This window comes from Streptococcus sp. A69 (assembly GCF_058556195.1).
In genome coordinates this window covers 180394-203542 of record NZ_JBZUJU010000002.1, presented here as the reverse complement: position 1 = coordinate 203542, position 23149 = coordinate 180394, and the positions used below count along the sequence as shown (strand labels likewise).

22 protein-coding genes are annotated in these 23149 nt (G+C 40.1%); 6 read left to right on the top strand and 16 right to left on the bottom strand.

Annotation, left to right across the window (positions count from 1 at the left end; translation table 11 throughout):
* Positions 1-3: 3 nt before the first annotated feature.
* From rseP to leuS, 13 genes are all read right to left on the bottom strand, one after another.
* Positions 4-1260, bottom strand: a complete 1257-nt coding sequence (gene rseP, locus AC4ME5_RS05060) for an RIP metalloprotease RseP (protein WP_491800263.1) — start codon at positions 1258-1260, stop codon at positions 4-6.
* A gap of 15 nt (positions 1261-1275) precedes the next feature.
* Positions 1276-2079 (bottom strand): phosphatidate cytidylyltransferase, encoded by an 804-nt coding sequence (locus tag AC4ME5_RS05055; RefSeq protein WP_491800262.1) that lies wholly within the window; start codon positions 2077-2079, stop codon positions 1276-1278.
* An 8-nt stretch (positions 2080-2087) separates the two neighbouring features.
* On the bottom strand, positions 2088-2846 hold the full coding sequence (gene uppS, locus AC4ME5_RS05050) for an undecaprenyl pyrophosphate synthase (protein ID WP_247944883.1): 759 nt from the start codon (positions 2844-2846) through the stop codon (positions 2088-2090).
* 209 nt (positions 2847-3055) lie between these two features.
* Positions 3056-3640: a nucleotidyltransferase family protein gene (locus AC4ME5_RS05045; RefSeq protein WP_491800261.1), complete on the bottom strand. Its 585-nt coding sequence runs from the start codon at positions 3638-3640 to the stop codon at positions 3056-3058.
* A complete protein-coding gene (gene ruvB / locus AC4ME5_RS05040) occupies positions 3621-4619 on the bottom strand; it encodes a Holliday junction branch migration DNA helicase RuvB (RefSeq protein ID WP_491800260.1) in 999 nt (332 codons plus the stop codon). The genes AC4ME5_RS05045 and ruvB overlap by 20 nt, the downstream gene beginning before the upstream one ends.
* A 488-nt stretch (positions 4620-5107) precedes the next feature.
* Complete coding sequence (locus AC4ME5_RS05035; protein ID WP_491800259.1) at positions 5108-5524, bottom strand: GNAT family N-acetyltransferase; 417 nt, start codon at positions 5522-5524, stop codon at positions 5108-5110.
* Between the two features lie 11 nt (positions 5525-5535).
* Positions 5536-6231: a GNAT family N-acetyltransferase gene (locus AC4ME5_RS05030; protein WP_491800258.1), complete on the bottom strand. Its 696-nt coding sequence runs from the start codon at positions 6229-6231 to the stop codon at positions 5536-5538.
* Between the two features lie 94 nt (positions 6232-6325).
* The gene (locus AC4ME5_RS05025) at positions 6326-6745 is read right to left on the bottom strand and encodes a DUF3021 domain-containing protein (protein WP_084939383.1); all 420 of its coding nucleotides are present in this window, start codon (positions 6743-6745) and stop codon (positions 6326-6328) included.
* Positions 6746-6754: 9 nt separating this feature from the next.
* The gene (locus AC4ME5_RS05020; RefSeq protein ID WP_009729708.1) at positions 6755-7210 is read right to left on the bottom strand and encodes a LytTR family DNA-binding domain-containing protein; all 456 of its coding nucleotides are present in this window, start codon (positions 7208-7210) and stop codon (positions 6755-6757) included.
* Positions 7211-7228: 18 nt separating this feature from the next.
* Positions 7229-8071 (bottom strand): ABC transporter permease, encoded by an 843-nt coding sequence (locus tag AC4ME5_RS05015; protein ID WP_033585856.1) that lies wholly within the window; start codon positions 8069-8071, stop codon positions 7229-7231.
* Positions 8071-8937: an ABC transporter ATP-binding protein gene (locus tag AC4ME5_RS05010; protein ID WP_033585855.1), complete on the bottom strand. Its 867-nt coding sequence runs from the start codon at positions 8935-8937 to the stop codon at positions 8071-8073. Before AC4ME5_RS05010 ends, AC4ME5_RS05015 begins: the two co-directional genes overlap by 1 nt.
* A gap of 494 nt (positions 8938-9431) precedes the next feature.
* On the bottom strand, positions 9432-9845 hold the full coding sequence (locus tag AC4ME5_RS05005) for a YjdF family protein (protein WP_070569314.1): 414 nt from the start codon (positions 9843-9845) through the stop codon (positions 9432-9434).
* 173 nt (positions 9846-10018) lie between these two features.
* A complete protein-coding gene (gene leuS / locus AC4ME5_RS05000) occupies positions 10019-12520 on the bottom strand; it encodes a leucine--tRNA ligase (RefSeq protein WP_491800257.1) in 2502 nt (833 codons plus the stop codon).
* 147 nt (positions 12521-12667) lie between these two features.
* Here leuS and AC4ME5_RS04995 point away from each other — a divergent pair, with 147 nt between their 5' ends.
* The 6 genes from AC4ME5_RS04995 to AC4ME5_RS04970 all read left to right on the top strand — a co-directional run bounded on the left by AC4ME5_RS04995 (position 12668) and on the right by AC4ME5_RS04970 (position 20298).
* Positions 12668-14317, top strand: a complete 1650-nt coding sequence (locus AC4ME5_RS04995; RefSeq protein WP_491800256.1) for a sensor histidine kinase — start codon at positions 12668-12670, stop codon at positions 14315-14317.
* Entirely contained in the window at positions 14310-15080 is a 771-nt protein-coding gene (locus AC4ME5_RS04990) for a response regulator transcription factor (RefSeq protein WP_021164622.1), read from the top strand. The genes AC4ME5_RS04995 and AC4ME5_RS04990 overlap by 8 nt, the downstream gene beginning before the upstream one ends.
* Before the next feature lie 216 nt (positions 15081-15296).
* Positions 15297-16337: an ABC transporter substrate-binding protein gene (locus AC4ME5_RS04985; RefSeq protein WP_096421613.1), complete on the top strand. Its 1041-nt coding sequence runs from the start codon at positions 15297-15299 to the stop codon at positions 16335-16337.
* Positions 16338-16499: 162 nt separating this feature from the next.
* A complete protein-coding gene (locus AC4ME5_RS04980; RefSeq protein WP_007520793.1) occupies positions 16500-17546 on the top strand; it encodes an ABC transporter substrate-binding protein in 1047 nt (348 codons plus the stop codon).
* Between the two features lie 12 nt (positions 17547-17558).
* Positions 17559-18650: an ABC transporter ATP-binding protein gene (locus AC4ME5_RS04975; protein WP_007520794.1), complete on the top strand. Its 1092-nt coding sequence runs from the start codon at positions 17559-17561 to the stop codon at positions 18648-18650.
* Positions 18640-20298 (top strand): ABC transporter permease, encoded by a 1659-nt coding sequence (locus tag AC4ME5_RS04970; protein WP_458623999.1) that lies wholly within the window; start codon positions 18640-18642, stop codon positions 20296-20298. Before AC4ME5_RS04975 ends, AC4ME5_RS04970 begins: the two co-directional genes overlap by 11 nt.
* Positions 20299-20392: 94 nt before the next feature.
* Here the strand turns inward: AC4ME5_RS04970 and AC4ME5_RS04965 are convergent, their stop codons facing one another.
* The 3 genes from AC4ME5_RS04965 to AC4ME5_RS04955 all read right to left on the bottom strand — a co-directional run bounded on the left by AC4ME5_RS04965 (position 20393) and on the right by AC4ME5_RS04955 (position 22944).
* Positions 20393-21094: a histidine phosphatase family protein gene (locus AC4ME5_RS04965; protein ID WP_096421609.1), complete on the bottom strand. Its 702-nt coding sequence runs from the start codon at positions 21092-21094 to the stop codon at positions 20393-20395.
* 236 nt (positions 21095-21330) lie between these two features.
* Positions 21331-22668 carry a PFL family protein gene (locus AC4ME5_RS04960; protein ID WP_491800255.1) on the bottom strand — a complete coding sequence of 446 codons (1338 nt, stop codon included), beginning with the start codon at positions 22666-22668 and terminating at the stop codon, positions 21331-21333.
* A gap of 9 nt (positions 22669-22677) precedes the next feature.
* Entirely contained in the window at positions 22678-22944 is a 267-nt protein-coding gene (locus AC4ME5_RS04955) for an ACT domain-containing protein (RefSeq protein WP_045617779.1), read from the bottom strand.
* Positions 22945-23149 lie beyond the last annotated feature (205 nt).

Sequence of the window (23149 nt, the reverse complement as noted above, 5' to 3'; positions counted from 1 at the left end):
TATCTAAAAGAAGAGTCGCATAATGTCATTCCAGGTCACAGCTAGCATCAAGACAACCATGATAACTACACCAGCCATGGTGACATAGGTTTCAATTTCTTGTTTAAGGGGTTTACGACGGATAGCCTCTAGGATATTGAGCACAATCTTTCCACCATCCAAAGCTGGGATAGGAATCAAGTTAAAAATTCCGATATTGATGGAAATCATAGCTAGGAAGTAGAGGACATTCTCAATTCCATTTTTAGCAGCATCGCTACTTGCCTTAAAAATGGCAACGGGACCACCGAGTTTATTCAAATCTGGATGGAAAATCAAGTTTTTCAGAGCCAAAAGGATACGGAGTCCCGAGTCAGCAGCGGTTGTAAATCCACCAACAAACATGGATAGAAAGTCTGACTTAACCCCTGGTTGAACCCCGAGAATATAACGTCCTTGATTCTCTTCTGGAGTAACAGTGACTTGTTTTTTACTCCCATTTTCAGAAATGGTCACATCTAAGGTCGGAGCGGTCTTATCCTTGGTATCTGCTTCCACAGCCTGGGTCAAGTCTTGCCAATTCTTAACTTCATGCAAGCCTACCTTGGTGATTTGAGCTGTCTCAGCTACGCCTACCTTAGCCAAAGCTCCCTCTGGCATGACATGAAAGAGATTGGTCTGAGTGTCTCTAACACCACCTTGCAAAAAGATCAGGATCCAAAAAACAACAACACCTAAGATAAAGTTATTCATGGGACCTGCAAAGTTGGTAATGAGTTTGCCCCAGATAGAAGCATTTTGGTACTGTACATCTAGAGGGGCAATGCGCACTTCGGTTCCGTCTGCCTCAACAACTGTTGCATCGTGATCTACTGCAAAGGTCTTTTCTTCTTCCAAGACCAAGCCTTTAATGAAGAGCTTGTCTTCAAAGTCAAACTGGGTTACCTGCATAGGGAGGGCTGTTTGATCCAGTTTCTTCCCAGATAGATTGATCCGTTTGACCTTACCATCCTCTGCAAGTGTTAAACTGACCGGAGTTCCTGTCTTAATCTCCGTCGCATCGTCACCCCAACCAGCCATACGAACATACCCTCCTAAAGGAAGGATCCGAATAGTATAAGCAGTGCCGTCCTTACCGATATGGGCAAAAATCTTAGGGCCCATACCAATAGCAAACTCACGAACTAAAATGCCTGATTTCTTGGCAAAATAAAAATGTCCAAACTCATGCACCACCACGATAATCCCAAAAACGAGGATAAAGGTTAGCAATCCAATCATTCAATATTCCTTTCTTTAGAAGAGGCCAAACAAGTGCATGATAGGAAAGACAACTAACATACTGTCAAAACGATCCAACACTCCACCATGCCCCGGGATAAACTTCCCAGAATCCTTGACACCGAAATGGCGTTTCATAGCACTCTCAATCAAGTCACCAAACTGACCTGCCACACTGAAGAAGACGGCAAAGAGGCTCATTCTATAAATTCCATAAGGGAGAGCAACTGTGCTGTCTACAAGCATGAAGATTGCTGTTACCAGTACCGCACCTAGAATACCACCGATAAAGCCCTCAATGCTCTTATTAGGAGAAACTCTTGGTGCCAACTTATGCTTGCCAAAATTCATCCCTATCAGGTAAGCTGCGCTATCTGTCGCCCAGACGATAAAGAGGGCCAGAAGAACCTTATCAAATCCAGCTATACGAGCATCTAGTAAGGCATTGAAACCAAAACCAACATAGAAACTCATAGCAATCGGAAAGGCAGCATCTTCAATCGTATAGTTTTTACTGAAAACAGTCGTTCCTAACATAATTGTAATCAAAACACTGTAGGCAACTACATTGCCATCAACCGGCAAAAAAGTTAGGTAATTTTCTAAGGGGATTGTGAGTGCAAAGGTTGCAAGGAGGGTCAAGGTGCCCTCAATGGTCATAGTCTTTAGTCCCTTCATATGCAGAAGCTCATGAACAGCCAGCATAGCTATCAAGCCAATTCCTATCTGCAACAAGAGCCCACCAACAAACAAGACGGGAAGGAAGATAAGCAGAGCCAGTCCAGCAAACAGTGTTCTCTCTTGTAAATCCTTGGTCATATTTTCTCCTAAACTCCTCCAAATCGGCGTTGTCGACGATTGTAGGCAAGAATTGCTTCCTGCAAGGCTGCCTCGTCAAAATCAGGCCACAGGGTATCCGTAAAATAGAGCTCACTATACGCCCCCTGCCATGGAAGGAAATTGCTCAAGCGTAATTCTCCACTTGTACGAATAATCAAGTCCGGATCTCGCACATCCTTAGGCAAATGTTGGGTGAAGAGATAGTTGCCAATCAATTCCTCTGTGATATCACCCGGATTGATTTTCGCATCTAAAACATCCTGAGAAATTAGCTTAACAGCCTGTGTAATCTCAGCACGTCCACCATAGTTAAGAGCAAAATTGAGAATCAAACCCGTATTGTTCTTAGTCAATTCCTCTGCTTTTGTCAAAGCTTCAAAAGTCGGCTTAGGCAGACGGTCCGTCTCCCCAATCATCTGAATTTTAACATTATTTGCATGCAATTCAGGAACATAGTTATCATAAAACTCGACTGGTAAGTTCATGATAAACTTGACTTCCTGATCCGGACGAGTCCAATTTTCCGTAGAAAAAGCATAGACCGTAATAACCTTAACGCCCAGCTTGTTGGCCGCCTTGGTCACCTTTTGAAGTGCTTCCATCCCCGCCTTATGACCAAAAACCCGTGGTTGCATGCGTCTTTTAGCCCAGCGACCATTCCCATCCATGATGATGCCAATATGATTAGGAACCTGTATTGGAACCTCTACTTCTGCAGCTTTATCTTTCTTAAAAAATCCAAACATGATCTTATTCCTATTCAAAAATCTATCGTTTTATTATACCATACTTCCCTATTTTCTTCTATTGCTAAGTTACTATCATTTCTTGTAAGTAACAAAAAATAAGCCGCCTGATTGGGCGACTTTATTTTATAGGGAGATTATTATGAAAAAGTTTTAGGAGTTTAAGTTAAGTTTCTCTTAACTTATGGACTTAGTATACCGTTCCTAACTTAAACTTTCCTTAAGTTTTTTGAAAAAGTGAGATTTTCCCATTTTTCTTGCCAATTTTTCTTGGACAAGCGTTCTTGATAGAGCTTCATCCGGTCCTCATTCTCTAAAAAATGAGGAGTTGGGAAAACTTGAAACTTTAAAATATCCTCTAAACCATAGGGCGCAAAGAGCTCTAAAGTTGCATCTGCATGCAAGCGAAGGCCTACTGCCGTACAACGCTCAGGATATTTACTCATAGCATCACAAGAACTGGTATAGGGAGCTGTGTGGGGACTGTGCAGATGCATATAGACCTGATTTTTCAACTCCCACTGATACTGAGGGAAATCTTCTCTCAGCTTTTTCTCTAGGGATACTGTTTCCTCATAAGAAATATCTAGATCAAAGAAAATCACATCCACATCCGTTTCATGATCAAAAGGGGATTTGTCTGACAAGAGATTCCAGATAAAATTTCGGACCGAACCAGCTGCCAACCAGGAATCATTCAACTCCAAGTCACGAATGATGGTCAGAATGGTCATCATATCCGGATTTTCTCTGAAAGCATCTAGAATTTCTTGCTCATTTTTCATTGTATTCATACCCTAAATGCTCATATGCCTTAGCTGTCGCCACCCGTCCAGAACGAGTTCGCATGATAAATCCTTTCTGGATGAGGTAGGGTTCGTACATATCTTCGACCGTCTCACGCTCCTCGGCAATATTAACAGAAAGAGTTCCTAAACCGACAGGACCACCACCGTACATCTCAATCATGGTACGAAGAATCTTTTGATCCACATAGTCCAAGCCTTCATGGTCAACATCTAGCATGGTTAATGCCTTATCGGTAATCACATCATCGATAACCCCATTCCCCATAATCTGGGCAAAGTCGCGCACGCGCTTAAGGAGACGATTGGCAATACGAGGAGTTCCTCGACTGCGTAAGGCCAGCTCAGCAGCCGCCTCATGAGTGATTTCCATCTCAAAAATATCTGCTGTTCGCTCAACAATTTCCGTCAAGTCATCATGAGCATAGTATTCCATATGACCTGTAATCCCAAAACGTGCCCGCAGAGGATTTGAAAGCATCCCCGCACGTGTCGTTGCACCAATCAAGGTAAAAGGTGGCAAGTCCAGATGAACACTTCGACTGCCTTCACCAGCCCCAATCATGATGTCAATGTAGAAGTCCTCCATGGCACTATAGAGTACCTCTTCCACCGACATGGGCAAGCGATGAATCTCGTCAATAAAAAGGACGTCTCCAGGTTCCAAATCATTCAAAATAGCTACCAAGTCACCCGCTTTTTCAATGACAGGACCAGACGTTTGCTTGAGATTGACTCCCAGTTCATTGGCAATAACAAAGGCCATGGTCGTTTTCCCCAAACCTGGAGGCCCAAATAAGAGTACATGGTCCAGCGCTTCATCCCGCATTTTGGCAGCTTCGATAAAGATTTGTAGCTGGTCCTTCACCTTATCCTGTCCGATATATTCGCGTAAGTATTGAGGACGGAGGGTACGTTCTACTAACTCCTCGTCCCCTATTATCTCATTATCTAAAATTCTACTCATGTTCCTATTATAGCAAAAATCCAAGCCACAAACAAAAAAGCCACCTGATTGGGTGGCCTCTTTAGGGAGATTATTATGAAAAAGAAAGGATTAGGATTTCATTAAATAAAGTTAGGAGGTCTTTATCTAATGACTATATGATACACGAGGAGACTTAAAATTACCTTAACTTTTTTCTGATTTATCATTTTTTTAGAAAAATTTTTTCCAAATGAAATTTTCTTTCTCAAGTCACAAAAAAGCCACCTGATTGGGTGACTTCTTTAGGAGATTATGATGAAAAAGAAAAGTTTAGGATTTCATTAAATAAAGGGTACTCAATGAAAATCGAAATCAGACTAGGTAGATAGACGCAAGCATAACGATAGTTAGCTAAGTCGACTCTAACGAAGGTTGATGAGATTTTCGAAGAGTATTAGGAGGTCTTTATTTAATGACTATATGATACACGAGGAGACTTAAACTTTACTTAAGAAAAAATAATTTTTTTATCTTTTTCGATCCACCCAAACCATTCCTGTACAATCATAAGTAGATAAGGTTTCAAATCCCAGAGAACGATAGAATCCCAAGGTTTTTTCTGTCTGTTCGGTCACCAGTTGGACTTGATAGGCATCTTTGAAATCCTCTAAAGCCTTTCTCATTAGGGCACTACCAATCCCTTGGCGCTGATAGCTAGGCAAAACGATCAAATCCTGGACAAAAATTGATGAGAAACCATCTCCAACCAAGCGAACCAATCCCACAACAGCATCACCATCAAGTGCCAGGTAAATCGCTAATGAGTGAGACAAAGCCTGCTCCAGCATTTGGGGTTGATTCGTATAATTGGTCCAACCGACTGCTTGATAGAGATGCAAAACATCATTTATATTTACTAATTCTTGCTTTCTAACGGTAATCATGTCATCACCTTTTAGATTTCTCTCAAACTCTTGTACTGCCGTCCATTCTTGTCAAAATTTTTAGGAGTCAGCCATGCTTCCAAACGAGCTTTGGTTTGGGGCCAGTCCTTATCAATCATAGATAACCAATCCGTATCTCGAGTGCGCCCCTTATAAACGACTGCCTGACGGAAGGTTCCTTCATAGACAAAGCCCAAACGTTCTGCCGCTCGTCTTGATGGGAGATTTAGAGAATCACATTTCCACTCATAGCGACGATAGCTAAGCTCCTCAAAAACATAGCGTGCCAAGAGATATTGGGCTTCTGTCCCTATCCTCGTACCCTTAAGAGCAGGCGAAAAAGTGACGGCACCAACTTCTATTACTCGGTTATTCTGGTCAATGCGCATGAGTGAAAAAGTTCCCAAAGCCTTACCAGTTTCCTTATCTATAATCGCATAGTAAAAACGGTCCTTACGAGCCAACATCTGATTTAAGACGGTAACCAGTTCCTCCATATCTGCCACTGGCTCCTGAAAGAGGTAGGTCCACATCTCACGAGGCGTATCAGGACCATAAACAGTTAGCAAATCCTCCGCATGCTTTTCCACCGAAAGAGCCTCTATCCGAGCGTAGCGCCCTTCTAAGAAATCAATGGAAGGCAATTCACCTGGTGTATAACCTTCCATTGACTCACCAATTATCTGACCATATTCATTTACTGGCATCGTTTTTCTCCTTGTTTTACGCTGAAAATACTATATCATAATTTGCTCTATATGGAAACTAGCACTCTCCCCAAACCTCATCCTCAACACTACATTAGTGATTCGTTTTCTTTCTTTTATCTTCTAAGGCTTGATTAATTCGTTGAGTGAGCTTGTGAGTTTGCCAGATCTGGTACAACCATATCAGTCCATAAATTAATAAGAAAAAGAACCAAAGCAAGGGACTCAACAATGCTGAACCCCAGCCAAAAAATAGGTAGGTCAATACTAAAATAGTAGCTGTCGCTAATAAATGAACTCCTACACGCATACTATAAGCAAGAAACTCTAGCCTTTCAAGGATTAAGGTCAATACTCCCATAATTCCACTCATCAAAAACAAAGCTAGAATATTTTTTGTCGTTGGTGCAGGATAGGTAATACCTGAATAAAACTGAGCCAATAACACCAAACTCAAATAAATAAAGGAGGCCGTCCGCATTCCCGATACAAAATAAGCAATCAATCGCTTCATGATTCTCTCCTATAAACCTAGATAATCCATTAAGGACTTAACGTATTTCCGACTCACACTAGATTTGATACCCCGAGTCATTTTAGCCATCATGTTCCCTGAAAAGCTATCCGATAATGACTCTAGATGGTCAATGTTTATAATTGAATGACGTGATATCTGTATAAAGTTACGCCGGTTAATCCTATTCTGAAAGTTTGTCAATGTTTCCTTAGTTTTATAAATCCCGTCTACCGTATAAATGGTCAACAAATTCTTATCGATATCTGCTAGAATAAGATCCTCAATTTTTACCATAACCAGATGATCATCCGTTCGAATAGGAATGACCACCTGATTAGTCGTTGAAAATTGTTCTAAATACTCCATGACTTCTCTTGCTTGGTCAGTTAACTGAGCTGCCTGAATTAAAATGTGTGGGTCTTTTTCTGAAAACTCTGTCTTCATTTCAAAACGAATCTTCATTTTCTCTCCAATACACCTTTATTTTCTCTTGCTAAACACTTTAACAAATAACATCCAAAGAAGAATAGCGACGAGACTGATAATAACCACTATAAAGTATGTTTCTTCCTTTGTCAATAGTTCTTGCCAGTTGATTTGGATTCCCATTTTGTCTTGAAATTCCTGTAACAGACTGTTATTTCCTGAAAATGCGGTCTCTAACTGCTCTTTCATCAAGACTTGTCGATAGAGAGAAGCAATATAAGTTGCAGGGGTACATTTCATGAAAAGCTGTGCAGAATCAGGTAATACTCCAATGGGAATATAAGTTCCTACTAAAAATCCAGAAGCAGTTCCCACTATCGTTGCCAGTTTACCAAGGCTATCTACAGATTGAAAACGATAAATCAAGAGAACATTTACCAAACTTGAAAGCAGACTGCTTAACAACATAATCAAAGCGATTTCCGGTAAATGACTGATAACTGGGCTCTCTTTAAAATAAAAACTCATAACAGCATACATAAACACCTGCATGATAAAAGAAATGACAATACTACTGATTAGATAGGACGCCTGTAAGCCCCAGTTACCTAAATCTGTCAAGAAGAGATCTTGATCCACTTGATTTTCACGATCCTGTACCATTTGTGTAAGAGCCGTAAAACTGGTTGTCATCCCAGTCACAGCCAAGGTCCCACCCATCAGCCAGTCATTTAAAAGGTTCGTATTATCAGGGAGTTGGGACCAAGAATCCGTCAGGTTCTTCTGCAAAAAAATGATATAAAGGAGGAAGGAAATCAATGCCCCCAATAATGAGAAAAATACTCCCGAACGATTACGAAAATATAAGATAAAATTCCGTTTCAATAAAGCTAGCATTAGCGAACCTCTCTTCCTGTAAGTGCAATAAAGGCATCATCCATAGTACCTGGGCGAAACTCAAAAGAATCAATTTCTTCTCGAACTTTTGCCAAATATTCAATGGCTTCCTGTGACGTCCTTGGATAAAAAAGATATTCCAACTCGTTTTCTTCCTCGACTGTCATTCCGGTCTGTCGCAATTTTTCTAGATCCTTCATTTCCTTAAAACGAATTTTTAGGATATTAGATGCATACTGACTTTTGATAGCAGTCGCAGAACCTTGCGCGATCACTTTTCCATGATCAACGATATAGATCTGATCCGCTTCATCTGCTTCATCCAGATAATGAGTCGTTAAGATAATCGTCATACCTTCATCCTTTTGTAGTCGATACAGCAGATCCCAGATGGATTTGCGAGTCTGAATATCAAGACCTGTCGTTGGTTCATCCAAGAAAAGAATATCTGGTCGCGAAAGAAGAGCACGCGCAATATCAACCCGACGTTTTTGCCCACCTGACAAAGTTCCATAGAGTTGTTTCTGGAAAGCAGTCAAACCCAGTTGATGAATCAAATCATCCACACGACTTGCCGCAATCTCCTTATACTGTTGAGCACGAATCGTGAGATTTTCCCTAACCGTCAACATCTCATCCAGTACACTAGCTTGAAAAACAACTCCGATTTTCGTATTTGGCGCATATCGAATCTGACCTTGTGTCGGCTTTTTCAAACCGATTAACATGGAAATAGTGGTTGATTTCCCTGCACCATTGGGTCCCAAAATAGCATTGAAACTTCCTTTTTCAAACTCTAACTGAATATCATCGACAGCCATATGATTACCGTACCGTTTAGTCAAATGTTTAGCTTGTAAAATCATATTTTCCCCTCCTCTTTACCTCACTAGTTTAACAAAAAGAATGAAAGAAAAATCGACTTTTGAGATAAGCAGTTAAAATGAAAGGCCAAGTGGTAAAATAATGGGGATTAAGTTAAAGTAGAGCAGGCTCGTTTTTCTCCTATCGAATCACTAGAGGAAGTTTAAAATCACTTACAACCAAACATTATTTTTTAAAACATGCGCTATAAAAGAGGTGTTTTACCACATCTAGCAGAAAAAGCCAAGAGTCGGTAGTATTGTTCTCACCAAAGCAAACAATAAAAAATGAATCAGAAATCATGACACACACTCCCTTCTAGTAAAATGAAAATGCTGAATGGGGCAGGATTGAATTTGAAGTAAGCAAGTATGGTCCTGAATTTGAAACTGCCATTAACGATAAGTCTATCTATTAGGAAAGAAATCTTCAATACAAGCAAAAACAGCTCTTGTTATCCAAGAAGAGCTGTTCTATTTTATGAAAGAGAGAGTCACTAGTGCCCCTTGTGCTTCTCTCTACGTTTTTGCTGTTTGCGTTCAAATTTCTCTTGCTTGAGCAATTGCTTTTGGAGACTGGACTGTTGTTTTGAATGCTTTTTCCGTTCCTCATACTGCAACTGTAAGAGCTCTTGTGACTTAGAAGAAACTTTCTGCTTCACCTGTTTCTTTACAGCTCGCTGCAAACGCTTCGGATTCTTAATCTTCACATGCTGTTTGACTGTTGCCTCTGGACTAAAAGATAACCGAACAAACTGAGTCTGTAAAAGTTTCAAAATTTCATCCTCTTTTGGTTCCTGACCAAATGTCACTCGACAAACTTGATAAGTTCCCTCATACTCTTGTTCAAACAATCCATGCCAAAATCCATCTTCAAAATAAACTGTCAAGCCAATTGAAACGATTTCCATGACAGCACCTCCTTAAATCTATCCCTAAGAATGGACAACCAAGGAGGAAGGTTACTGATAGGCTTGCCTACGTCTGGACTACCAACCAGAACTGTGTTTTTATCTTAGTTGGGACTATTATAGCATAATCCAATTTACAAATCCCCCAGATTCTACTCTGAAGGATTCCTATCTTATTTCAAAACGATATTAACGAGTTTGTTAGGTACCGCAATCACTTTCACAATTTCCTTACCATCAATCTCTGCTTTGACTTTTTCGTCAGCCAGAGCAATTTCTTGCAATTCTTCGCGTGACAGGTCTTTAGCGACCATGAGTTTGGCACGGACTTTTCCTTTGATTTGGACGACGATTTCAATTTCGTCTTCAACCAATTTGCTTTCGTCCCAAGTTGGCCAAGCTACGTAAGAGATTGACTCACCTGTTGCTGCGACTGTTTGCCAGAGCTCTTCTGCCAAGTGTGGCGCAACTGGGGCAAGCAATTGGATAAATCCTTTGGCGTAGTCTACATAGAGCTTGTCTTCCTTGTTAGCCGCGTTGACAAAGACCATGAGTTGGGCAATGTCTGTGTTGAACTTCATCGACTCGATTTGCTCAGTAACAGCCTTAACAGTTTCGTTGTAGACTTTGTCAAGAGCACCGCTATTTTCCGCAACAATTTCTTTGGTTGTCATCAAACGGTAAACACGGTCAAGGAACTTACGGCTTCCTTCCAGACCTTCTTCTGACCAAGCGATCGAAGCATCAAGTGGTCCCATGAACATTTCATAGACACGAAGAGTATCGGCACCGTATTGTTCCACCACATCGTCTGGGTTGACCACGTTCTTGAGAGATTTAGACATCTTGGCTGGTGCTTGCTCCAACTCTTCCCCTGTTTCCACATGGAAGAAGGAACCGTCACGTTTTTCAACCTTGTCAGTCGCCACAAGAGCGCCACGGTGGTCACGGTAGCTAGTACCCAAGATCATTCCTTGGTTAAAGAGTTTTTGGAATGGCTCTTTAGTTGGAACGACACCGAGATCATAGAGGAATTTGTGCCAGAAACGAGCGTAGAGCAAGTGAAGAACGGCGTGTTCTGCACCACCCACGTAGATATCGACTGGCAACCATTGTTTGAGAAGGTCCTCATCAGCCAATTTCTCTGTGTTGTGTGGATCGATATAGCGGAGGTAGTACCAACTTGAACCAGCCCATTGTGGCATCGTATTGGTTTCACGACGACCTTTGACCCCATCTTCACGAGTTACTTCAAGCCAGTCTGTCAAGTTAGCCAATGGGCTTTCACCCGTACCTGAAGGGCGGATGTCCTTGGTGACTGGCAAGACAAGTGGGAGTTCATTTTCAGGAACAGCCGTTGAAGTCCCATCTTCCCAATGAATAATTGGGATTGGTTCACCCCAGTAACGTTGACGGCTAAAGAGCCAGTCGCGGAGACGGTAGGTAACCTTCTCTTGTCCACAACCTTTCTCTTCCAACCAAGCTACGATTTTAGCAATGGCGTCTTCTTTGTTAAGACCATCTAGGAAATCTGAGTTAACGTGAAGTCCATCTTCTGTGTAGGCAGCTTCCGCCACATTACCACCTTCAAGCACTTCTACGATTGGAAGACCAAACTGTTTGGCAAATTCCCAGTCACGTTGGTCGTGGGCTGGCACAGCCATTACCGCACCTGTTCCATAGCTAGCAAGAACATAGTCCGCAATCCAGATTGGAATTTCTTTGCCATTGACAGGGTTGATGGCATAAGCACCGGTCCAAACCCCTGTTTTTTCCTTGGCAAGGTCGGTACGAGCCAAGTCAGACTTAAGACTAGCTTGATGTTTGTAGTCTGCTATGGCTTCAGCTTGCTCTGGACTTGTGATAGCGTCAACTAGGTCATGTTCAGGAGCCAAGACAGTGAAAGTCGCACCGAAAAGGGTATCAGGACGAGTTGTAAAGACTGTAAATTCCTTGTCGGTTCCTTTTACTGTGAAAGTTACATTGGCACCAGTTGATTTCCCAATCCAGTTGCGTTGCATATCCTTGATAGACTCTGGCCAATCAAGTTCATCCAAGTCATTGAGCAAGCGCTCTGCATAGGCCGTGATTTTGAGCATCCATTGGCGCATTGGTTTGCGGACAACTGGATAGCCTCCACGCTCAGAAGTTCCATCAGGAAGGACCTCTTCGTTGGCAATGGCCGTTCCCAATTCTTCCACCCAGTTTACTGGTACTTCGGCTTCATAGGCCAATCCTTTTTCGTAAAGTTTGGTGAAAATCCACTGCGTCCATTTGTAGTAGTTTGGATCTGTTGTGTTGACTTCACGATCCCAGTCATAAGAGAATCCAAGTGCATTGATTTGACGTTTGAAGTTAGCAATGTTTTCCGCTGTAAATTCTGCTGGGTCATTCCCCGTATCCATAGCGTATTGCTCTGCAGGCAAACCAAAGGCATCCCATCCCATTGGGTGAAGGACGTTGTAGCCTTGCGCACGTTTGTAACGGCTGAGAATATCCGTTGCTGTGTAACCTTCTGGGTGTCCTACGTGCAATCCAGCTCCTGAAGGATATGGGAACATGTCCAGAGCATAGAACTTCGGTTTTGAGGCATCTGTTCCTGTCTTAAACGTATGATGTTTCGCCCAGTAGCCTTGCCACTTAGGCTCAATTTCCTTATGATTGTAAAAACTCATGCTATTTCTCCAATTTTATGATGTTACTATTATACCATTTTTGGGGGAATTTGGTCTCGTTCTATTCTATACTTTTCTATTTTACCTTGCTCTAGAATTTTTAAACTGCTATACTTATAACAGAAAACCCTTCCAAGGAGGTAGCAGATGTCTCATTCCTTTAAAAAATCTCTCCAAAAAGAAATCCTCCATAGAAGCTCTATCGCAGCCTTTGTGACCTCTCTTTTACTACTCATTTTACTTTTTGGTTTTTCCTATTTTTTACAAAAGCAACAACTCTCCAAAGACACGAGACAGATTGTCAAACAAGTTCAAGAGATGAAAGAAGCAAATAATGAGCTCCTGGCCACTATGAACTATAAAATGATTCCTGGATTTTTGGACGGCAAACACACAGAGCGAGAAGTCTTTAGCTTATTTTACGAGACAAAAGCTAAATTAAAACTTAGTTCTGACCTCATTATCCTAAGTGATACAGGTGAATTACTATTTAGTACCAATCGAGATCATCAAGAAAGTATTTTATCACCCTACTATCTAAAACTGCTTATTCAAAATCCTTCTCAAGATAAAGTTACAGAAAAAATTGCACTCTCTTCAGACAAGCAACACTACACACTCTTTATCAAACCACTACTTCAAAACCAACGAGTTAAAGCCTATACTATTGCTTTCGTAACTGAGAATGATTTCATCTCAAGTTTCCCAATGATAAATTCTAAATACATCATTACCGATAGCTTTGGAAATATGTTTTCCAACAATACAAATCAATTTACTCGTTCCACTCTTGAAAAATTTGATGAGAAACTCCTACACTCTCGCACCCACTGGTATGCGAACGAACCGCTTATTGTTCAAAAAGAAAAAGTCGGTGCTATTTTTTCAATCTATACTTTTCAATCCTTCTTTCCTATTCCTAGCTTACTCGGCCTAGCCTCCATTCTCACCTTATGTATATTCTTCCTCTACTTCTCGCAAGCAAGACGAATTGCTCATAAGATTGCTACACACAACGCTGTTCCTATTGAAAGTTTAGTTTACCAACTTCAAGAAATTCCCAAACAAGCAGAAAAAAGGCTTTATCTACAAACAGGTGATGAGTTTGAATTTATGGCCGAAAAAATTAATAATATGTTGTATGAATTAGATCAACTTCATCAGAAAATGTTGACCATCGAAAAAGAAAAGTGGATTTTTGAAAGAAAAATGCTGGAAGCTCAGTTCAATCCTCATTTTCTCTACAATACGCTTGAGACGATTAAAATCACTTCTTTAATGGATGCAAGTCTCACACAAGACCTAATCCAAAATCTCACGCGCATTCTTCGCTACAGTATCACCGATTTAGAAAAAGAAACAACCATTTGTCAAGATTTAAAGATTATAAAGGATTACCTTATTATTCATAAAATTCGTTTCGAGCACTTTTCCTATGATATTGTCTGCCCAGAAACTGTCGATAATCAGCCTATCCCTAAACTTTTCTTGCTTCCCTTAGTAGAAAATGCTATAAAATATGGGATGCAATACCGTATTGATCTTCATATTGATATCCAAATTACCTTGGAAGCAGATTCTCTGACTTTTTGGGTCAAGGACAATGCCGGAGGACTCACAAAACAAGAGCGAGTCGCTATTTTAGACTCTTTAGATAGCCCTCATACCCAGCATGGCATTGTTAACAGCTACAAACGATTGAGCAATTTTTTTTCTGACGTCCAGCTAGATTTAGGAGTCAATCGTCAAGGAGAAACTTGGGTCAAATTTGTAACGAAAGGACTAACTCATGTTTAAGCTCATTATCGTAGAAGATGAACACCTCATTCGAAAATGGCTAGAGATTGCCGTAGACTACTCTGCCTTAGGCATCCAAGTTGTAGGAACTGCCAGTCACGGTCAAGAGGGAATGAAACTCATCCAAGAAAAAGAACCTCATATTGTCTTAACAGACATCACAATGCCAATTATGGATGCTTTTATGATGTTCGAAGCCACTCGTACCCTTTCTTATGAAAAAGTTATCTTATCTGGTTATAACGATTTTCAAAATGCAAAAAAAGCCATGCAATATGGGGCAGTTGATTTCTTATCCAAACCAATTGACACAAAGGAATTGACAGAATGTCTTCAAAACATTGTTTTGCGATTACAAGTTAGCACCTATCAAGAAACTCCTTTTTTAGAAGAATATCAAACTTTACTCTCCTCTATCCAACAAGTTGATACACAAAATCAAATCATTCAGCAAATTATTTCCTTTGTCCACAACCACTATGCAGAACATTTTACTATTAGTAAGCTAGCAGAATCGCTGGGATATAGTGAAAGTTATCTATATAAGGTTATCAAAGAAGACTTCCCCATGACACTAAATGAATATATCTTACGCTACCGCCTCAAGCAAGCTATAGATAAAATGGCCGAGTCCCCCAATGCCCCCTTAAGCGATATCTCTGAACAAGTTGGATTTTCAGACTATAAATATTTTGCCAAAGTCTTTAAAAAGTATCTCCATATTTCTCCAAAAGAATTAAAACTTATGGATAAAAATCATTGATGTAAAAGGATTGCTTAACTTTATTGTAGCAATCTTTTTATTTTATACTTACCATCAAAATCCTATCCACAGTTCACGCATCCTTACTCTAGGAGCTTAATTCCTATTTTTCGTTTTAGATTTCTTTAAGGTTTTTATTATATTCTGTAGGACTCTACAAATTATAAACGTTATAAAAGTTGTAGAGCAAAAACGTTCGTAAAAAAGGAGACTCTTATGAAAAAACTACTATTCTTTCTCTCTTGTGGTTGGATATTTCTTACTTTATCAGGATGTTCTTCAGCTATAGGAGCGGAAACTAGCACTGAAACAGATTCGAATAACACTTTGGTTGTATACTCGCCTAACCCTGAAGATCTTATCGAAGAAACAATCCCAGCCTTCGAAGAAAAATATGGCATCAAGGTTGACTTAGTCCAAGCTAGTACTGGTGAATTATTCAAGAAAGCAGAAGCTGAGAAAGAAGCTCCCGTAGCCGATGTCATTTTCGGAGGTTCCTACGCACTCTTCTCTTCTAACGAAAAACTCTTTGAGCCCTATATCTCCCAAGAAAACGACCAAATTATCCCTGAATATCAGAATAAAACAGGATTCTACACTCCATACACTCTTGATGTCAGTGTTCTAATTGTCAATTCAGCTTTAACTAAAGATATTAAAATTGAAGGCTATAATGATTTACTTAATCCTAAATTAAAAGGAAAAATTGCTACTGCTGATCCAAGTAATTCTTCTAGTGCCTTTGCTCAATTAACAAACATGCTTGTGGATCAAGGTGGCTATGAAAATGAGCAAGCTTGGACATATGTGAAAAATCTATTTAGCTTAGTAGACGGGAAAATTGCTTCTAGTTCTTCAAATGTCTACAAATCTGTCGCTGACGGAGAAATGGCTGTAGGACTTACCTATGAAGATCCTGCATTGAAACTCTTAAACGATGGCGTTGATGTAAAAGTCATTTATCCAAAAGAAGGAACCGTCTTTTTACCTGGTAACGCAGCTATTATCAAAAATGCCAAACACATGGAAAATGCTAAAAAATTTATCGATTTCCTTCTTTCTCAAGACATTCAGGATAAACTAGGAACTGAAACAACCATCAGACCCATTCGAAAAAATGCTAAAACCAATAAAAATATGAAATCAATGACAGAAATCAATATCGCTACTGAAGATTCAGATTATGTCATCCAAAATAAATCAGCTATTCTTAAAAAGTACAATGATATTTTTACAGATATCCAATCTAAAAAATAAAATTTGACTTTTCAATTATTAACTGTCGAACCCTACTATAAAATCAAAAAGATTACTTCCGTTTTTGTAGAGAATTTTACTCTAATAGAATAGAATTATTAGTTTTAAAAACGCTTACATTGTTTTAAAATAAACTTAAATAACATAACGGAGGTATCCATCATGAAAAAGAAATGGATGTATTATGCTGCTTGCGGACTAGCTCTTTTTGGTCTTGCTGCTTGTTCTTCTAATGAATCTGCCGATGACAGTTCATCTGATAAAGGAGACGGCGGTTCGCTAGTCGTTTATTCACCAAACTCAGAGGGCTTAATTGGAGCAACTATTCCTGCCTTTGAAGAAAAATATGGTATCAAAGTAGAACTGATTCAAGCTGGTACTGGAGAACTTTTCAAAAAACTAGAGTCAGAAAAAGAAGCTCCTGTCGCCGATGTCATCTTTGGTGGTTCTTATACACAATATGCTACCCACGGAGAACTCTTTGAAAACTATACTTCAAAAGAAAATGATAATGTTATCAAAGAATATCAAAACACAACTGGCTACTCTACTCCTTATACGCTAGATGGTAGTGTTTTAATCATCAACCCTGATTTAACTAAAGGCATGAACATTGAAGGATATAGTGACCTCCTCAAACCTGAACTAAAAGGAAAAATCGCAACTGCTGACCCAGCAAACTCTTCTAGCGCCTTTGCTCAATTAACAAATATGCTCCAAGCTCAAGGTGGCTACAAAGATGATAAAGCTTGGTCTTATGTAAAAGATCTCTTCACACTTATTGACGGTAAAATCGGTTCAAGCTCATCTGGTGTCTATAAAGCAGTAGCTGATGGAGAAATGGCTGTTGGTCTCTCTTATGAAGATCCAGCGGTTAAACTCTTAAATGATGGAGCTAACATCAAGGTAGTCTATCCAAAAGAAGGAACTGTTTTCTTACCAGCGAGTGCTGCTATCGTTAAAAAAGCTAAAAACATGGAAAATGCTAAGAAATTTATCGATTTTATTATCTCTCAAGAAGTACAAGATACCCTTGGTACAACCACTACTAACCGTCCTGTTCGTAAAAATGCTAAAACAAGCGAAAATATGAAACCAATTGACAAAATCAAAACACTCACTGAAGATTATGATTATGTTATCAAGAATAAATCAGATATCGTTAAGAAATACAACGAAGTCTTTACAGATATCCAATCTAAACAGTAAAAGAGGTTCACTATGAGTGAGATCAAAATTATTAACGCAAAAAAAATCTACCACGACGTCCCTGTTATTGAAAACTTGAATGTTACTATTCCCAAAGGAAGTCTCTTTACTCTCTTGGGACCTTCAGGTTGTGGGAAAACGACTCTTCTTCGTATGATTGCGGGTTTTAACAGTATCGAAGGTGGAGAATTTTACTTCGATGATACAAAAATCAATAATATGGAACCCAGCAAACGCAATATTGGAATGGTTTTCCAAAACTACGCTATTTTTCCACATTTGACTGTTCGAGATAATGTTGCTTTTGGTCTCAAGCAAAAGAAAGTTCCCAAAGAAGAATTGATCCAACAGACCAATAAGTATCTTGAACTCATGCAAATTGCTCAATATGCGGATCGAAAGCCAGATAAACTCAGTGGTGGACAACAACAACGTGTCGCCTTGGCACGCGCCTTAGCTGTTAATCCAAGTGTTCTCCTCATGGACGAGCCACTTAGTAATCTGGATGCCAAACTGCGCTTGGATATGCGTCAAGCCATTCGAGAAATTCAACACGAAGTGGGAATTACAACTGTTTATGTGACCCACGACCAAGAAGAAGCTATGGCTATTTCAGACCAAATTGCTGTTATGAAAGATGGGGTTATCCAACAAATCGGCCGACCAAAAGAACTCTATCATAAACCAGCTAATGAATTTGTTGCAACATTTATTGGTAGAACAAATATAATCCCTGCTCGTCTAGAAAAACAAGCTGACGGAGCTTACATAGTCTTTGAAGACGGCTATTCTCTTCGTATGCCAACTCTTGATCAAGTTGACGAGCAAAACATCCGTGTTAGCATTCGTCCTGAAGAATTTATCCGTGATGAAAATGGTCCAATCAATGGAACAATCACCGACAGTGTTTACCTTGGTCTTAACACTGAATACTTCATTGAAACTGGATTTGCTCCAAAACTTCAAGTAAGTGAAGAATCAACATTCGAAGAAGATTTAGAAAAAGGAGATTGTGTTCGTTTGAGAATCAATACTCAAAAACTCAATGTCTTCTCTGAAGACGGTTCGCGCAATCTCATAAAAGGAGTCAGCCATGGAACGTAAAAAACTAAATATTTGGACAGCCTCCTCTTTCTTCATCTTTCTTTCCTACCTTGTATTTCTCGTTTATCCTATCGTTACTGTTCTCAAGCAGGCACTCATACATGAAGGACAATTCTCACTAGCTAATTTTGTTACTTTCTTTAGTAAAGCATATTACTCTGAGACACTTGTCAACAGTTTCAAGGTTTCCATTACCGCTACTGTCACTTCCTTAGTTGTAGGAACCTTATTAGCTTATCTCTTCTCTATGTATGACTTCAAGGGGAAGAAATTTCTACAAATATTGATTATCATTGCTTCCATGTCAGCTCCTTTCGTGGGAGCCTACTCCTGGATTCTCTTGCTGGGACGAAATGGGGTTATCACTAAATTTCTGACAAATTCCCTTCATCTTCCAGCTATCGATATTTATGGATTCAAAGGAATTGTACTTGTCTTTACACTGCAACTATTCCCACTGGTATTTCTATACGTTGCTGGGACAATGAAAAGTATTGACAATTCTCTACTTGAAGCCGCTGAAAGCATGGGGTCCTTCGGATTTAAACGTATCGTAACGGTTGTTTTACCTCTCCTAGTTCCAACCTTACTAGCTGCTGCCTTGCTTGTATTTATGAGAGCATTCTCAGACTTTGGAACGCCTATGTTGATTGGTGAAGGATATAGGACTTTCCCTGTCCTGATTTATACCCAATTTATTAGCGAGGTTGGAGGAAATTCTGCTTTTGCATCTGCTTTAGCAATTATGGCGATTATCATTGCCTTAGCAATTTTCCTTATCCAAAAATACATTTCAAATCGCTACAGTTTCAGCATGAATTCGCTCCATCCAATCCAACCTAAAAAAACTACAAAAGGAAAAATGGCTGCTATTTATGCAACAGTCTACGGAATTATCTTGTTCTCTGTTCTACCTCAAGTCTACTTGATTTATACTTCTTTCCTAAAAACATCAGGTATGGTATTTGTCAAAGGCTATTCTCTAAACAGTTACAAGGTAGCTTTCAATCGCATGGGGTCTGCTATTTTCAATACCATTCGTATCCCTTTGATTGCCTTAGTTCTAGTTGTCCTATTTGCAACATTTATCTCCTACCTAGCCGTTAGAAAACGAAATTTGTTTACAAACTTAATTGACAGCCTCAGTATGGTACCTTATATCGTACCAGGAACTGTTCTCGGTATTGCATTTATCTCTTCTTTCAATACAGGAATCTTCGGAAGTGGCTTCCTTATGATTACAGGAACAGCCTTTATCCTAATCATGTCCTTATCTGTTAGAAGACTCCCATATACTATTCGATCTTCAGTAGCTAGCTTGCAACAGATTTCTCCGTTCATTGAAGAAGCTGCAGAAAGTTTAGGAAGTAGTCGTCTTAATACCTTTACTAAAATCACCACCCCAATGATGCTTTCAGGTATCATCTCAGGTGCAATCTTATCATGGGTAACAATGATTTCAGAACTTTCTACTTCAATTCTCTTATACAATGTTAAGACTAGAACAATGACTGTAGCTATCTACACTGAAGTACTTCGTGGAAATTATGGTGTGGCAGCTGCTTTGTCAACTATCCTCACTGTCTTGACAGTTACTTCATTATTACTATTTATGAAAATTTCTAAAAACAATAGCATTACCCTCTAGTTTTCCTCTATCAAAAACAGCCGAAAGGATATCCCTTGGCTGTTTTTTCTTATTTTGATATGGTTATCAAATCTCTAGTTTATAGCAAGCCGTTCTATTTTGACTGAATAGAGATTTCTCCCATCTTCTCACGCCCTAGTTCTCGGTAACTACGGTCACCAACGACATCGACTGTAAACTGACCGTTCTCGTATTCTAGAACGGTCACACTACCATTATCTAGACCATGCGGATGCATGCCATTGATGAGATAAACCATCGTACCAATGGTCATCCCGTGACTCACAACCAGGGCATTGCCACCACCTTGTTCTTCCATTTCTTTGGCAATCGTTTCGAAACCTTCTCTGATACGACCACTGAGTTTTTCCCAACCTTCAGCCCAACCAGCAGTATCAACCTCTACCAAACCTTCTGCTAGCTCCGCATAGGATAACTGATGAACATGATCCACCTTGAAAACACGAGGAATGACCCCCATAAAGAGGTCTCCATCATAGGCCCCATCAAAACTACCAAAGCACCACTCACGGATTCGCTTATCCATGCGGTAAGGGATTTTCCCTTGTAAGCCCAGTTCTTCTAGGATAATTCCCATGGTCTGAATGGTACGCCCTGAATCACTGGAATAAGCTCGGTCAAACTGCAAACCAGACTCTCTCAAGCCAATTCCCAACTCATGAATTCCCAACTCACCTTCTGCAGTTAGAGGCGTATCACTCCATCCTTGAGCACGTCCAATCGTGTTAAACATGGTTTTCCCATGACGGACTAAGTACAATCTTACTTTAGACATTTTCTATCCTCCATTTTCTTCTATTATATCATGGATCAAAGAAATATTTGGCTTTCAAAAGCAAAGCTCCTTCTCCTAATTTTACCACAAGAAAAGCTACCCTCACGGTAGCTTCCCTAGGAGATTATTATGAAAAAGTTTAGGATTTCTATTAAATAAAGTTAGGAGGTCTTTATTTAATGATTATAGTATACACAGTCATCCTTAAACCCAACTTAAATCCTCTCTCTTTTTTATTAATTTTTAAAACTATGGATTGGAGCTGGAATTTGGCCACCACGAGAGATGAAATCAACAGACGATGCTCCGTTGACCTTCATAACTGGAGCTGTTCCTAGCAAACCACCGAACTCAATCATATCGCCTTCTTTGCCCTTTGGAATAATACGGACAGCCGTTGTTTTCATGTTAATAACACCGATTGCCGCCTCATCCGCAATCATAGCCGCAATGGTTTCAGCAGGCGTATCTTCCGGAATGGCAATCATATCCAGCCCAACAGAACAGATAGCCGTCATGGCCTCTAGTTTTTCTAAATTCAGAGAGCCATTTTGCACTGCAGCAATCATCCCCTCATCTTCAGAAACGGGGATAAAAGCACCTGACAAGCCACCGACTTGGTTACAAGCCATCACTCCGCCCTTCTTAACTTGGTCATTCAAAAGAGCAAGGGCAGCCGTCGTCCCATGCGTTCCTACTGTTTCTAGACCCATTTCCTCCAGTACTCGAGCCACAGAATCACCAACTGCCGGAGTTGGTGCCAAACTTAGGTCTACGATCCCAAAGTCGACTCCAAGCCGTTCACTTGCCATTTGACCAACTAACTGACCAATACGAGTAATCTTAAAGGCTGTTTTCTTGACCGTCTCAGCTACTACATCAAAGCTCTGTCCACGAACTTTCTCCAAGGCGCGCTTGACGACACCAGGGCCTGAAACTCCAACATTGATGATGACATCTGCTTCACCGACACCATGGAAGGCCCCCGCCATAAAAGGATTGTCCTCAACAGCATTAGCAAATACGACCAGCTTGGCTGCACCCATATCTGATAGCGCAGCTGTTTCCTTGACGATACGTCCCATATCAGCAATCGCAGTCATGTTGATACCTGACTTAGTTGAGCCAATGTTAACAGACGAACAAACCTTGTCTGTCTCAGCTAGAGCGCGTGGGATAGAATTGATGAGAATTTCATCTCCTTTTTGGTAGCCTTTTTGTACCAAAGCTGAGAATCCACCAATAAAGTCAACACCAATCTCCTTGGCAGCCTTGTCAAGTGCCTTTGCCAAAACAAGATAGTCTGTCGCATCAGTCGCAGCTCCAATCAAGGAAATTGGAGTCACCGATACCCGTTTATTAACAATAGGAATCCCAAGTTCTGCAGCAATTTCGTCTCCTACAGTCACTAAATTTGCAGCTTTAGTGGTGATTTTTTGGTAAATCTTTTCAGCAGCACCATTGATATCTGGATCAATACAGTCCAAAAGGGAAATCCCCATGGTGATGGTTCTGATATCGAAGTTCTGCTCCTCGATCATGGCAATGGTTTCTGTAACTTGTCTAATATCCATAGCCACCTCCTAGATATTATACATAGCGTCAAAAATCGCCGCACTTTGAATATTGATTTTGACATTCAAGGTCTGACCGAACGTTTCAAACTCATTTCGGAGAGTTGTAAAATCCTGTTTTTCATCACTAGATACGACTGCCATCATGGTAAAATACTCATCCAGTACTGTTTGAGAAATATCATCAATATTCAAACCCAATTCTGCAATTTTAGTAGACACGCCTGCAACAATACCAGCCTTGTCCTTGCCAACCACTGTAATAATAGCCTTCATTTTTAGACTCCCATTCTACGATTATTAGAAAACCTGAACGTTTTTGATTTTCTTTTTTCCTAGTATAGCATATTTCCATTGAAAATACTAAATAACGCCTGCTTACGAAGTTGTTCTTAAGAAAAAACAATTTCGTAAACAAGCGTCTACCCTATCAAATGATGATGAGTGTTCCCGCTAGGACCAAAGTCCCAGCGGTAGACCA

Excerpts from the sequence above, each read along its gene's own strand:
- AC4ME5_RS04990 (WP_021164622.1), top strand. The coding sequence starts at position 14,310 with ATGTTTAAGCTCATTATCGTAGAAGATGAACACCTCATTCGAAAATGG.
- AC4ME5_RS05020 (WP_009729708.1), bottom strand. The coding sequence starts at position 7,210 with ATGAAGATTCGTTTTGAAATGAAGACAGAGTTTTCAGAAAAAGACCCA.
- AC4ME5_RS05035 (WP_491800259.1), bottom strand. The coding sequence starts at position 5,524 with ATGATTACCGTTAGAAAGCAAGAATTAGTAAATATAAATGATGTTTTG.
- AC4ME5_RS05005 (WP_070569314.1), bottom strand. The coding sequence starts at position 9,845 with ATGGAAATCGTTTCAATTGGCTTGACAGTTTATTTTGAAGATGGATTT.
- AC4ME5_RS04965 (WP_096421609.1), bottom strand. The coding sequence starts at position 21,094 with ATGTCTAAAGTAAGATTGTACTTAGTCCGTCATGGGAAAACCATGTTT.
- AC4ME5_RS05045 (WP_491800261.1), bottom strand. The coding sequence starts at position 3,640 with ATGAATACAATGAAAAATGAGCAAGAAATTCTAGATGCTTTCAGAGAA.
- AC4ME5_RS05055 (WP_491800262.1), bottom strand. The coding sequence starts at position 2,079 with ATGACCAAGGATTTACAAGAGAGAACACTGTTTGCTGGACTGGCTCTG.
- leuS (WP_491800257.1), bottom strand. The coding sequence starts at position 12,520 with ATGAGTTTTTACAATCATAAGGAAATTGAGCCTAAGTGGCAAGGCTAC.
- AC4ME5_RS04985 (WP_096421613.1), top strand. The coding sequence starts at position 15,297 with ATGAAAAAACTACTATTCTTTCTCTCTTGTGGTTGGATATTTCTTACT.
- rseP (WP_491800263.1), bottom strand. The coding sequence starts at position 1,260 with ATGATTGGATTGCTAACCTTTATCCTCGTTTTTGGGATTATCGTGGTG.
- AC4ME5_RS05010 (WP_033585855.1), bottom strand. The coding sequence starts at position 8,937 with ATGATTTTACAAGCTAAACATTTGACTAAACGGTACGGTAATCATATG.
- uppS (WP_247944883.1), bottom strand. The coding sequence starts at position 2,846 with ATGTTTGGATTTTTTAAGAAAGATAAAGCTGCAGAAGTAGAGGTTCCA.
- ruvB (WP_491800260.1), bottom strand. The coding sequence starts at position 4,619 with ATGAGTAGAATTTTAGATAATGAGATAATAGGGGACGAGGAGTTAGTA.
- AC4ME5_RS05030 (WP_491800258.1), bottom strand. The coding sequence starts at position 6,231 with ATGCCAGTAAATGAATATGGTCAGATAATTGGTGAGTCAATGGAAGGT.
- AC4ME5_RS04980 (WP_007520793.1), top strand. The coding sequence starts at position 16,500 with ATGAAAAAGAAATGGATGTATTATGCTGCTTGCGGACTAGCTCTTTTT.
- AC4ME5_RS04970 (WP_458623999.1), top strand. The coding sequence starts at position 18,640 with ATGGAACGTAAAAAACTAAATATTTGGACAGCCTCCTCTTTCTTCATC.
- AC4ME5_RS04995 (WP_491800256.1), top strand. The coding sequence starts at position 12,668 with ATGTCTCATTCCTTTAAAAAATCTCTCCAAAAAGAAATCCTCCATAGA.
- AC4ME5_RS04955 (WP_045617779.1), bottom strand. The coding sequence starts at position 22,944 with ATGAAGGCTATTATTACAGTGGTTGGCAAGGACAAGGCTGGTATTGTT.
- AC4ME5_RS04960 (WP_491800255.1), bottom strand. The coding sequence starts at position 22,668 with ATGGATATTAGACAAGTTACAGAAACCATTGCCATGATCGAGGAGCAG.
- AC4ME5_RS04975 (WP_007520794.1), top strand. The coding sequence starts at position 17,559 with ATGAGTGAGATCAAAATTATTAACGCAAAAAAAATCTACCACGACGTC.
- AC4ME5_RS05015 (WP_033585856.1), bottom strand. The coding sequence starts at position 8,071 with ATGCTAGCTTTATTGAAACGGAATTTTATCTTATATTTTCGTAATCGT.
- AC4ME5_RS05025 (WP_084939383.1), bottom strand. The coding sequence starts at position 6,745 with ATGAAGCGATTGATTGCTTATTTTGTATCGGGAATGCGGACGGCCTCC.